The organism is Flavobacterium phragmitis (assembly GCF_900112575.1).
Classification (GTDB): Bacteria; Bacteroidota; Bacteroidia; order Flavobacteriales; family Flavobacteriaceae; genus Flavobacterium; species Flavobacterium phragmitis.
Window position 1 is genome coordinate 19,893 of record NZ_FOMH01000001.1, and the last position, 12,367, is coordinate 32,259.

The 12,367-nt window shown below is 34.3% G+C and carries 9 protein-coding genes; 5 read left to right on the top strand and 4 right to left on the bottom strand.

The features are described 5' to 3' along the window. The first annotated feature begins 75 nt into the window (after positions 1 to 75). A complete protein-coding gene (locus BM289_RS00090; RefSeq protein WP_091489635.1) occupies positions 76 to 2,040 on the top strand; it encodes a transglycosylase domain-containing protein in 1,965 nt (654 codons plus the stop codon). A 182-nt stretch (positions 2,041 to 2,222) separates the two neighbouring features. Here BM289_RS00090 and BM289_RS00095 read toward each other — a convergent pair whose 3' ends face one another. Both BM289_RS00095 and BM289_RS00100 read right to left on the bottom strand, forming a co-directional pair. Next, positions 2,223 to 2,972, bottom strand: coding sequence for a LytR/AlgR family response regulator transcription factor (locus tag BM289_RS00095; protein WP_091489638.1), 750 nt, complete (start codon positions 2,970 to 2,972; stop codon positions 2,223 to 2,225). Next, a complete protein-coding gene (locus BM289_RS00100; RefSeq protein ID WP_091490686.1) occupies positions 2,969 to 4,789 on the bottom strand; it encodes a tetratricopeptide repeat-containing sensor histidine kinase in 1,821 nt (606 codons plus the stop codon). Before BM289_RS00100 ends, BM289_RS00095 begins: the two co-directional genes overlap by 4 nt. A 145-nt stretch (positions 4,790 to 4,934) precedes the next feature. On the opposite strand from BM289_RS00100, the gene BM289_RS00105 reads away from it, so the two are divergent. From BM289_RS00105 to BM289_RS00120, 4 genes are all read left to right on the top strand, one after another. After that, positions 4,935 to 5,894 carry an SIMPL domain-containing protein gene (locus BM289_RS00105; protein WP_091489641.1) on the top strand — a complete coding sequence of 320 codons (960 nt, stop codon included), beginning with the start codon at positions 4,935 to 4,937 and terminating at the stop codon, positions 5,892 to 5,894. Between the two features lie 241 nt (positions 5,895 to 6,135). Further along, on the top strand, positions 6,136 to 7,296 hold the full coding sequence (locus tag BM289_RS00110; RefSeq protein ID WP_091489643.1) for a vWA domain-containing protein: 1,161 nt from the start codon (positions 6,136 to 6,138) through the stop codon (positions 7,294 to 7,296). A gap of 8 nt (positions 7,297 to 7,304) precedes the next feature. Beyond that, positions 7,305 to 7,928 carry a murein L,D-transpeptidase catalytic domain-containing protein gene (locus tag BM289_RS00115; RefSeq protein WP_091489646.1) on the top strand — a complete coding sequence of 208 codons (624 nt, stop codon included), beginning with the start codon at positions 7,305 to 7,307 and terminating at the stop codon, positions 7,926 to 7,928. Positions 7,929 to 7,993: 65 nt separating this feature from the next. Beyond that, positions 7,994 to 9,631, top strand: coding sequence for a DUF4139 domain-containing protein (locus BM289_RS00120; RefSeq protein WP_091489649.1), 1,638 nt, complete (start codon positions 7,994 to 7,996; stop codon positions 9,629 to 9,631). A gap of 429 nt (positions 9,632 to 10,060) precedes the next feature. Here the strand turns inward: BM289_RS00120 and BM289_RS00125 are convergent, their stop codons facing one another. Next, the gene (locus tag BM289_RS00125) at positions 10,061 to 11,098 is read right to left on the bottom strand and encodes an aldo/keto reductase (protein WP_091489653.1); all 1,038 of its coding nucleotides are present in this window, start codon (positions 11,096 to 11,098) and stop codon (positions 10,061 to 10,063) included. 248 nt (positions 11,099 to 11,346) lie between these two features. After that, on the bottom strand, positions 11,347 to 12,291 hold the full coding sequence (locus tag BM289_RS00130; protein ID WP_091489656.1) for an OmpA family protein: 945 nt from the start codon (positions 12,289 to 12,291) through the stop codon (positions 11,347 to 11,349). Between the last annotated feature and the right edge of the window lie 76 nt (positions 12,292 to 12,367).

Consider the following 12,367-nt stretch of genomic DNA (forward strand, 5'->3'; position numbering starts at 1 on the left):
TTTTTTATTGAAATTTATTAGCCGCGAAAAATAATTCGAGAAATTAGTGTAATTCGTGGCAAAAAACTAAACTTTATGAATTTTCCAAAACAAAAAATATACAAAGCACTAAAAATACTGGGAATAGTAATTCTTGTACTTTGCATTGGATTGTACTATTTCCGAAATTCTCTTTTAAAGCAGGCCATTGCCAAAGTGACTCACAAAATGGCCGTTCAGTACAACAGTAATTTTTCTGTAGAATCGGCTTCTTTTGATGGTTTATCTACCATTCATTTAACCGATGTTGTTTTGGCTCCGATAAATGCTGATACATTGGTCAAAATAAAAAATGTAGAAACCAGCATTAGTTTAAGTAATTTATTGATTGGAGATGTTCAGGTTGGAACTTTAAAAGTGGATAACGGTTATATTCAGTTGGTCAAAAAAGGTAAAAAGCGAAATTTTGATGCATTTCTGAAAAAAGACAAAGAAGAAACAGATTCCAACGAAAAACGTAAATATGCTTCATTTGCGTATCGAATCATTTCCAAAATCCTGAATTTGGTTCCAACCGATATGGATTTAAAAAACTTCAAATTCAAAATCGACGACAACGGAAAACAAACTACTGTTGATGTAGATAAATTAGTTTTAAGCGACAAACAACTGGAAACTAATCTGCATGTCCAGGCTAAAGATTTTGATCAGCGTTGGAACATTAAAGGATTTGCAGATCCAAGAAATAAAAAAGCCGATATTCGATTCTTCAATTTAGATACTGGTGCCATTCGTGTTCCATATTTGGATCAGCGTTATAATTTAAAAGCAAGCTTCGATTCGATCCGATTAAATGTTCAGAACATTGATAAAAGCGGAAGCGAACTTCATATTGATGGTTATACTTCTATCGCCAATCTTAAAATCAATCATCCAAAAATTGCGAGCAAAGATGTTATCATCAAAAATGCCCGTTTTGATTACCGCTTTTTATTGGGAGACAGTTTTATTTCGATTGACAGCACCTCGACTATGCAGTTGAATAAAATTAAAGTACGTCCGTACATTTCTTATGATACCGAAAAAGATACGGTTTATACTTTGAAAGTAGATATTCCGAAGATGAAAGCGCAGGATTTTATCGTTTCGCTTCCAGACGGTTTATTTACGCATTTTCAAGGCATGCAGGCGACTGGAAATTTCGATTACAAGCTAGACTTCAAATTCAATAAAAACAAACCCAATACGCTTGTTTTTGACAGTAAACTAAACAAAGAAGATTTACGAATCACAAAATATGGCGAAGCCGATTTAAATAAACTAAACGGCGAGTTTGTCTATCGCGCGATTATTCAAAATGTATTGCAAAGACCAGTTTTGGTTGGAAATGCCAATCCGAATTACACACCTTTAGATCAAATTTCGCCTTATCTAAGAAAATGTGTTTTAACGACAGAAGATCCGTCTTTCTTCTCTCATCGCGGATTCATCAATGAAGCTTTCAAACAATCGATTCTGAAAAACATCAGAACGAAGAAATTCTCTCGTGGCGCCAGCACAATCAGCATGCAGTTGATTAAAAATGTTTTCTTGACAAGAGAAAAAACACTTTCCCGAAAGTTGGAAGAAATCCTATTAGTTTACATTCTAGAAAACAACCGAATTGTTAGCAAAGAAAGAATGTTGGAAGTATATTTCAACATTATCGAATGGGGTCCAAATGTTTACGGAATCGGCGAAGCAAGTCATTTTTATTTCCAAAAAAGTCCAGCCGACTTGAATGTAGATGAATGTTTGTACTTGGCAACCATTATTCCGAAGCCACGAAAATTCATGTATCAATTTAACGATCAAGGAAATCTGAAAGATTACGCGATAAAAAATCAAAAGTTTTTAAAGAACTTGATGTTCCGCAGAGGTTTATTAGTTCCTGAAGATACAATTGGACAATTGCCGGTTTATATTTCTGGAAATGCGCGTTCGCTTATAAAAATCAAAGCGCCGGATTCTACAGCAGTTAAAAATGATTCATTGGCTGTGGATGATGAATTTGATTTGTAGTTTTTGCCACGAAGGCACTAAGACACAAAGTTTTTATTTCACGCAGATTTCATAAGATTTAAGCAGATTCTGCAGATGATTTCAAAAAAAATCTGCTCAAATCTTATGAAATCTGCGTGAAACTTGTTTTTTAGACATTTAGCGAATAAACCTTTGTGCCTTAGCGCCTTCGTGGCAAAAAACTATTTAAAATTCTTCAAAAACTCTTCCTTGTAAGTTGGTGAAACTTCAATTTCAGCACCGTCGTTAAGTGTAACAATGCCGCCTTTGTTATACGATTTCACGCAATTGATATTGATGATATGCGATTTATGAACCCGAATAAAAGGCAATGGCAGAATTTCTGAAAAATGCTTTAGGAAACGGCAGACCATTTTTTTGCTTCCGTTGTTGAGATGCAAATCGGTAAAATTTCCGTTACCGCGAAGACGAACGATTTCTTCCATTTTTACGACTTCAAAACCTTCAAGTGTTGGCAGGATGACTTGTTGTTTTTCGGGTTTCTGTTCATGAAAATTTTCAACGATGATTTTATTTCTGTTGAAGATTTCATGATTCATAATTTGATGCTGAACTTTGTTGACCGCCACAATCAATTCTTCAATACTAATAGGTTTTAAAAGATAATACGCGGCACTTTGATTCAAAGCACGAAGCGAATATTCCGAAAAAGCAGTGACAAATATGGTTTCAAAATGCAAATCTTTACAGGCTTCCAAAACATCAAAAGCATTTCCGAAAGGCATTTCGACATCCAGAAAAACCAATTGCGGTTTCAGTTCATGAAGCAACGGAACCGCTTCTTTGATATTTTGCGCTTCGCCGATAACCTCAACCTGCGGACAATATTTGCTCAAATAATTTTTGAGTACTTCTCGCGCAGCGAGTTCGTCTTCTACAATTACACTTTTTATCTTTTGGAGCGTCATCATATTTTGTCAATTAATGGAAAAACAATCTGAACCATTGTACCAGATTCCAGTCCTTCTTTTTCTACAATTCTAAATGTAATTTCCTTTTTGTATAACTCGTTCAAAAGCGCAATTCGTTCTTTGGTATTGTTCAAACCTCTGGATTCGTATATTTTTTGGTTTTTTGTTTTGAGCTCACCGCTTTTAGTTAAACCAATTCCGTTGTCTTCAATGGTTACGATTATTTTTTCGTTTTTGACATCGAATCGTAAAGACAGAAATCCTTTTTTATCCAAATAACGTAATCCATGCCAAATGGCATTTTCGAGATGTGGCTGTAAAATCATATTCGGAACAAAAACCCTTTCTGGATCTAGTGAATCGTCGACTGTAATTTCGAAATCAAATTTATCTTCAAAACGCAGATGTTCTAAATCCAGATATTTTTTCAACTGTTCAACTTCTTTATCCAAAGAAATAAAATCTTTATTCGAGTTTTCCATCATATTCCGCATCAGATTCGAATAGGAAGTCAGGTATTTATTAGCTTCCAATTCTTTATTTTCAGAAATAAACTGATTGACACTATTCAAACTATTAAAAATAAAATGCGGATTCATCTCACGACGCAAAGACTGAAGTGCAATTTCTTTATTTTTAATTTTAATGGAATACAGCGCTTTTACAATAAACATAAACAAAAGCAGTAACAACCCAACAGAACCAATGAGGAAATAATTGAAAGTGTTTTTCTTTGAAATCAGTTCGTCTTTCAGTGTCTTTTCTTTTTCCAGCTGACGGATTTTCTCTTCCGTAATCTGAAAAGTTTTCGCATCAATTAAAGTTGTATCAGAATGAATCAGTTTATCGAAATTGTCAAAAAACTGTTCATACAAAGCCATACTTTTTTTATCCTGCCCTTTTGTTTTGTAGTATTTAACCAAAGATGATAAACTCTTTTTGGCTTCCGCCGAATTTCCTTTTTGAAAAGATAAATCATACGCTTCTTTTAATGATGAAATCGCTTTTTCAGGTTCTTTCTTTTCAAAATAAATAGAGGAAAGGGATTGAAGCTGTTTTATTTCGGTCGTATAATCTTTGTTTTTTCTGGCTTCTGCCAATATTTTTTCACTTATCAAAAGCGCTTTATCAAACTGATTGTCTTCGGCATAAACTTTAGCAATTTCGTTTTTGATTTTTATGGCTTCTTCAGGTTTGTTTTTGGTGTAGTCTAAGGCTTTGTTGTAACTCTCGATCGCAACTTTTTTATCATTTAACTGAAGTGAATTCTGTGCTTTCTGAACGTAAGCTTCTTTGACTTCACCTTTTTTGTTTTCCTTTTTCAGTAAATCAATATTCGAATCCACATAATCTGCCTGACTTGCCGGATCGGACTGATTTTTTAAACGGTTGGCATCGTTTAAATTGATTTTTTCTTCAACTGCGTCTTTTGTCAACGAGCCCGCTTTTTCGTAGTTTTTAATCGCCGATCCAAAGTTTTTCTGGTTTTCCTGTGCTTTAGCAAGACTTCTTGTAACACGGGTTTTGTCTTCGGTAAGTTTTAATTTGGTATAACTGTTTAAAGCTCTTTTGAAATATTCTTCTGCTTTGGCGTTATCTCCATTATTTAAAAATTCATTAGCCAGCCTTTCATAATTCTGAGCAATTTTCGACTCATCATTTTCATCTAATGATTTGGATAATTCATCAGCTGTTTTACTGATTTTGGAACTGCTTTTCTCCATTTTTTTGCTAGGAATAGCCTGTGCTGTTATTCGCTGTGGAACTAACAACATTACAAAAAACAGACTAAAAACGATTAATGCACTACGCTTCACAACAAGTAATTTAGAAAATGTAAAGTAACCTAATTTCAAATTCCTATCCTATATCTTTCACCAAGTCAAACGGCCTGTTGACCCATTCTGCCAAAAATACGTTTTTTCCTGCAATACATTTGTTTCCTAATCTAAAATCAAAATCATGAAAAAACTATTCTTATCTTTTTTAATCATTCTGTTTTCTCAGTTCATCAACGCACAGGTATCAGGAAATGTGAATTACCAAAATCAATATAATGCCCAAAACACGATTAACGTTAATTTTCCTTCTAATGATGGAATAGTCGCAAGCGTAAAAGGACTTGCCAATGTTAAAGCAGATTCTTATACCGCTATTTTCAGCACCACTCAAACCGGCAAAACAACCAAAGAAGTCAACGAATTACTTGACCAGAGAATTACGCAGGCGCTGAACGAAATCAAACTTAAAAAAGGCGTTGAAACTTTTGTCGATATGATTTCGTTTGTTCCGGTTTATGAATATGAATCCGAAAAAAAAGTATTCAGCCGTAAAACCTATAACGAAGTTCCGATTGGATTTGAATTGAAGAAAAACATTCACATCAAATTCTCCGATCCCAATCAGCTGAATGAGTTTATTTCTATTTTATCCAATAATGAAATTTACGATTTGGTGCGAGTAGATTACTTTTCAAATGCTTTGGAAACCATCAAAAAAGAAATGATGACCAAAGCCAGATTGCTGATTCAGGAAAAAATGAAGAATTATGAAGTTCTTCTTGGCGAAACCTTTACAAACACTGAAAAAAGAATAACCGATGATTTCATTGTAAACTTACCCGTAGAAATGTATAAATCCTATGAAGCCTACAATAGTTCCTCTTTGAACTTAAAAAAATCGGCGAATGTCAATCAGACCATTAAATCGACAACGCTTTATTATCAGCCTGTTTTCGGTAAAGAGTTTGATTTTATTATTAATCCTTCGGTTTTAGAACCAGTTATTCAGGTACAATACGAAGTAAAAATCATCATTAACAGAGAAAAGAAACAAACTGCAAAAACGGACAAAGAGTTTATTTTGGTTACACCAAATGGCGATTTGAAAACTTTAAATATCAATACTCCAAAACAAAATTAATTTAACACATATAAACATAGATTTAAAAAAATCTTGATTTTCACACATAGCTATGTCTTTTATTATGAAGTAAAACGCCTTTATAAGTTACAAAATCTATGTTTCTATGCGTTGAAAATAATTACACCTATTATGCTGAGATCGTTTCACCAAGTCAAAAGCCCGTTTCACCCTTTGTCCGAAAAATAGGCCTTTTTTGTTTCTAAGTTTGATCTGTAATCATCAGTAAAAACTAAAAATTATGAAATCAAATCTTTTTATTTCCGCGCTATTTGCAATTGCATTTTCTATTACAAGCTGTCATTCTTCGAATGCCAATCCGAAACCAAAAACTGAAATCGAAAAACCAGCAACAGCTTCCAACACTAAAATACAAGTTGCTCTCTTGCTGGATACTTCGAGCAGTATGGACGGATTAATCGATCAGGCGAAATCAAGATTGTGGAATATTGTCAATACTTTGACCACTCTAAAATACGAAGGAAAAACACCGGATATCGAAATTGCTTTATATGAATATGGCAATGACGGACTTTCTGCAAAATCAAATTACATCCGACAAATAACACCACTTTCAACCGATTTGGATTTAATTTCCGAAAAACTATTTGCTCTGAGAACCAATGGAGGAAGTGAATATTGTGGAGCCGTTATTCAGGATGCCACGAAAGAATTGAAATGGGCAACAGAAAACAACAGCATGAAACTGATCTATATTGCAGGAAACGAAGAATTCAATCAGGGAAAAATCAGTTACAAAGAAGCGATTAGTAATGCTTTGAAAAATGGAATTTATGTGAATACTATTTTCTGCGGAGATAAAACCGAAGGCATCAACATTCTTTGGAAAGATGGCGCAGACCGAGGAAAAGGGAAATATTTCAATATTGATTCAGACAGAGCTGTAGAATATATCGCCACTCCTTATGACGACGAAATTGCCAAATGCGATGAAAAAATGAACAAAACCTATATCAATTATGGTGCAAAAGGAGCTGAGAAAAAAATGAATCAGGTGATGCAGGACCAAAACGCTAAAAAGGTTTCGGCTTCAAATTATACAGACCGTGCCGTAAGCAAATCAAAAGCAGTTTATAAAAATGACAGTTGGGATTTGGTGGACAAAGCAAAAGACGATGCCAGCGCTATTTCTAAAATTAAAAAAGAAGAATTACCAACGGAATTGCAAAACAAATCGACTGCAGAATTGCAGAAAATAGTAACTGAAAAAACAAAAGAAAGAGAAACTATTCAGAAAGAAATCAGCGTTTTGGCCAAAAAGCGTCAAGAATATATAGACGCGGAATCTAAGAAAACGAAAAAGCAAGATGATTTAGGCAATACTATCAATTCATCCATAATCGCTTTTGCCAAAGTAAAAGGATATACGGTTGAGAAATAAATGGGTATATGAAAAGCAAAATTTTCTTTCTCTTTTCGCTCTTGATTTTCTGCACCACATTTGCCTGCAGAAACAAAGACGAAAAACCGACAATCCATAAAAACTCAAAACCGATTTACTCCTACGAAGAGAAACTAAAAAGCGAAGTCAACGAAATCAAGAGATTCTTGGGGAAATCTCCGAAATACAATTCAGATGTTGCTTTCTTTTTAGATATGAAGGTAGAATCAGGAAGAAATCGGTTTTTTGTTTACGATTTAAAACATGATAAATTACTGGATAAAGGTTTGGTCGGACATGGTTCTGGTTCCGAAACAGGAATTTATGGAGAACTGAAATTTAGCAATGTCAAAAATTCCAATTGCAGTTCGCTTGGCAAATACGCCATTGGTGGTTCATATACAGGAAGATTTGGAAAAGCCTATAAATTGTACGGTTTGGATAAAAGCAACAGCAATGCTTTCGACCGAAATATAGTCTTACATAAATATGAAGATGTTCCGTTTGAAGAACAACCATATCCAATCTGCAACAGTTTAGGTTGTCCGATGGTAAATGAAAAATTCTTCAATGTTTTAGAAAAACAGATTGATAATTCTAAAAAGAAAATTATTTTAACCATTTATTATTAATTAAACCAACCTAATGACCTTTTTTGTTATCTATACCTTTATAAAACATTTTAAATTATACTCCAATGATTAAAAAACAAGCAACGGCTTTCTTATTATTTTTAGGCATTTTTGCCTTTGCGCAAAAACCAATTTTTACAACTGCAAAAGTAAAGGCGGCAACCGTATACTTTAATGCGGCCGAAATATTGGAAACTGCAAATGTTGTTCTGCCATCAGGAACCTCTGAAATAGTGATTAAAAATGTAGCGGTCAACTTAAATGAAAGTTCTATTCAAATTGGCGCACCTACAAATGTAACCGTACTTTCGGTTCAGTTTACCAACAATTATATTTCAGAATACGAAACCGATTCACAATCGCCATTATTAAAAAGAGTAAGAGATAGTATCATTTTGGTTCAGAAGGAAATACAAAAAGTAAACAATACTATTAATTCTGAAACAAAAACAATACAGCTGTTAGATAAAAATCAGCAGATTTCTGGAGCTAATTCAGGTTTAAATGTTACTGAGTTAATGAAAATGGTGGATTATTATAAAAACAAACAACTTGAAATTTCCAATAACATCAACAACCTTACAGAGAAAAAACAAAAACTAGATCAAACACTCCAAAAATTAAACAACAAACTTGAGATAAATACCGATAAAGAAGAACAGACTTCTTCCGGAAAATTGATTGTTCAGGTAATGAATAATCAGACAGGAAATATTCCGTTGGAAATATCTTATTTGACTAATAATGCTTCCTGGTCGCCTTTTTATGATTTGAGAACCGAAAGTGTAAATGCACCAATCAATATGATGTACAAAGCACAAGTTGTTCAAAATACAGGAATTGACTGGAAAAAAGTAAAACTTACTTTATCCAGCGGTCAACCAAATCAAAACAATCAGGCACCAATACTAAGTTCCTGGTTCTTAACAAATGTTGCTTATAATGATGAAGTTGTAGTTACTGGTTACGGTATGAGTAAAAGAAATCAGATACAAGGAAGTCTCTATAAAGAAAAAAAAATAAACAATGAAATGGAAATGGCAACTCCAGTAATGGCAGAATCATCTGTTTCAAATTATACAACAGTGGCAGAAAACCAGCTTAATATTTCTTTTGACATTGACATTCCGTATGATATTTTATCGAATGGAAAAATCCACAGTGTCTCTTTAAAGGAAATAAAATTACCGGCAACTTATAAGTATTATGCTGTTCCAAAAGTCGAAAATGATGCTTTTTTACTCGCAGAAATTGCAGATTACAGCAAATACAATTTGTTGCGAGGTGAAGCTAATATCATTTTTGAAGGCATGTATGTAGGTAAAACTTTTATTGAGCCAAACCAAACGAGCGACACTTTGAATCTAAGTATGGGACGCGACAAAAAAGTATCTATCAAAAGAGAAAAAGTTGCCGATAAATCAGGCACAAAATTTTTATCTGCTAGAAAAGAACAGACATTTACATTTGACCTTACTATAAGAAACAACAAAAAAGAAACTGTCGAATTAATTTTAAAAGACCAATATCCACTCAGCACAAACAAGGAAATTGAAGTAGAACTTCTGCAAAGTGATGGTGCTAAAGTCAATTCAGAAACAGGAATTCTTACTTGGCAGCTACAGTTAAAGCCAAACGAAACCAAAAAATTCAGAATTAGCTACAGAGTGAAATATCCAAAAGATCAGGTTTTAAATCTATAAAACCTTTCAAAACAAAAAGTCCCAATAATCTTGATTATCGGGATTTTGTATTTATTCAGAAACCTAATCCGTTTTAAAAACGGGTTAGGTTTGATTTTGAATATTTTTCAAGGCGCGAAGATCCTTTGTTTTTAATCTCGCAATCCCGATAGCTATCGGGAGCAAATTTTATTTTTTTAAGTTCAATAGCGTCCAGCTTTAGCTGGATGAAAATATAAACGCAACGAAAAGGGCTTTAGCCAAACCTTAAAGTTTGGCTAAAGCCCTTTTGATATCAATTTTAATTCCCCTAGCTAAAGCTAGGGGCTATTCAAAAAACTTTGCTCCCGATAGCTATCGGGATTACGAGATTAAAAAACCTTTGTGTCTTAGTGCCTTCGTGGCAAAAAATCGCCTTCGTGGCAAAAAATCGCCTTCGTGGCAAAAAAATTAAGGAGCGGGATCAGGAATAATTGCCTGAACCGCATCAATCTCATGTAAAATTTGCTTCGACAATATAACATCAATTGTATCGATATTTTCTTTTAATTGTTCCAATGTCGTCGCGCCAATAATTGAACTCGTCAAGAACGGCTGTTGCAAAACAAATCCCATTGCCAATTGCGTCAACGTTAAACCGTGTTTTTTAGCGATTTCCTGATATAATTTTGTCGCCTGCGTACATTGATCACTATTGTAGCGTTTGTATTGTGGAAAAAGATTAATTCTCGCTTTCGGATGACTTTCTCCTGTTAGAAATTTTCCAGTCAAAACTCCGAAAGCCAATGGAGAATATCCTAATAAACCAACATTTTCATATTTTGAAACTTCGGCAGAATTCACTTCAAACAAACGATTCAATAACGAATACGGATTCTGAACGGTTTTGATTCTTGGCAGATTATTGTATTTGCTTTCTTCCAAAAGACGCATCATTCCCCAAGAATTTTCATTTGAAACCCCAATGTGTTTGATTTTCCCTTCTTTGATCAATCCGTCGAAAGTTTCCAGAATTTCTCTGAAGTTATCTTCCCAAACATCATCATGTCCATGAAAAGCACGCTGTCCGAAATTATTGGTTTTCCTTTCCGGCCAATGCATTTGATACAAATCGATATAATCAGTCTGTAATCTTTTTAAACTGTTTTCAACCGCATATTTAATACTTGCTGGAGAGAAATCCAGTTTCTCCCGCATATATCCAAAACTCGGGTTCGGACCCGCAATTTTTGAAGCCAAAATCACTTTGTCGCGATTTCCTGATTTTTTAAACCAAGTTCCAATCACTTTTTCCGTGCTTCCGTAAGTCGCTTCACTCGCCGGAACCGAATACATTTCGGCCGTATCGAAGAAATTTACTCCTCTTTCAAGAGCATAATCCATTTGCGCGTGCCCTTCTGCTTCGGTATTCTGTTGCCCGTAAGTCATCGTTCCAAGGCAAATTTTACTAACTTTTATATCGGTGTTGGGTAATGTTGTGTATTTCATTTTTCTCTTTAAAGTTCAAAGTTGCAAAGTGACAAAGGTACAAAGGGATTTTTCAAATCTAAATTTGACAAAGGTTAAAAAAAGTACAAGATTTTTTCGATCTCTCCTGCAAGGTTTCCAAAACCTTGTAGGTGTTTCTTTTTATTACAAACGAACTTATACCTACAAGGTTTTGGAAACCTTGCAGGACATAAAAAAGGCTCAAAAGTAAAAACCTTTGAGCCTTTGTATCTTTGCAACTTTGAACCTTAATTAATGCTATTCAACATCTCCGCAATCTCATCTAATCTTGGCGTCAAGATAATTTCGATCCTACGGTTTTTAGCTTTTCCTTCAGGAGTTGCGTTGCTTGCCAAAGGAGAAAACTCGCTTCTTCCTGCAGCCGTTAATTTTTGTTTGTTGATTTTTGGGTTTTCGCTCAAAATGGCTACGATTGCAGTTGCTCTTTTTGTAGATAAATCCCAGTTGTTTGCAATTGGCCCGGAACCAGCATAAGGATCATCATCTGTATGTCCTTCAATCAGAACCGAAAGATCAGGATTATCACCTAAAACTTTTCCAAGTTCTACAACGGCTTTTTTTCCTTCTGTTCCAACAGCCCAGCTTCCTGAGTTGAAAAGTAATTTGTTTTCCATAGAAACATATACTTTTCCGTTTTTATGTTCAACTGTTAAACCTTTACCTTCAAAACCAGTTAATGCTTTAGATAAAGTTTCTTTCAGTTTACGCATTGCTTCTTCTTTAGCCGCAATCATATCTTCCAATTCTTTCAAACGGTTTGCTGTTTTATCTAAACGAGCTTGTTCGTCTGCAAGCGCTTTTCCTTTTGCTTCTAACTGCGCTAGCAATTCACGGTTTTTAGCCAAGTTTTTCTCTAAAGCATCATTGCTGTTTTTCTCCAATGCGTTATAAGAATCTTGTAATACTTTATATTTCTTTTGTTCAGCAGCAAAATCGGCTTTTTGTTTTGCCAAATCATCTTTAGTGCTGGCCAAATCTTTAGTCAGTTTATCACGATCTAATTCTAACTGATTTTTTGCTTTTTTCAGATTATCATTTTCATCCGTAATAGAACGGTTTTCTTTCTTTAAATCTGAATACTTTGTTTCTAAGTCATTGTAAATTTTCTTCGAAACACAAGACGTTGCGGACATAGCTAATACTAATAATCCGATGGAGGCTTTTTTAATCATCTTTCTTTAATTGGTTTTTATTTCTGGGGGCGTTTAATACTTCTCAATGACAATGACATTGTCAAAATTCAATCAC

Coding starts and splice junctions, on each gene's coding strand:
- BM289_RS00090 (WP_091489635.1), top strand. CDS start 76: ATGAATTTTCCAAAACAAAAAATATACAAAGCACTAAAAATACTGGGA.
- BM289_RS00095 (WP_091489638.1), bottom strand. CDS start 2,972: ATGATGACGCTCCAAAAGATAAAAAGTGTAATTGTAGAAGACGAACTC.
- BM289_RS00105 (WP_091489641.1), top strand. CDS start 4,935: ATGAAAAAACTATTCTTATCTTTTTTAATCATTCTGTTTTCTCAGTTC.
- BM289_RS00110 (WP_091489643.1), top strand. CDS start 6,136: ATGAAATCAAATCTTTTTATTTCCGCGCTATTTGCAATTGCATTTTCT.
- BM289_RS00115 (WP_091489646.1), top strand. CDS start 7,305: ATGAAAAGCAAAATTTTCTTTCTCTTTTCGCTCTTGATTTTCTGCACC.
- BM289_RS00120 (WP_091489649.1), top strand. CDS start 7,994: ATGATTAAAAAACAAGCAACGGCTTTCTTATTATTTTTAGGCATTTTT.
- BM289_RS00125 (WP_091489653.1), bottom strand. CDS start 11,098: ATGAAATACACAACATTACCCAACACCGATATAAAAGTTAGTAAAATT.
- BM289_RS00130 (WP_091489656.1), bottom strand. CDS start 12,291: ATGATTAAAAAAGCCTCCATCGGATTATTAGTATTAGCTATGTCCGCA.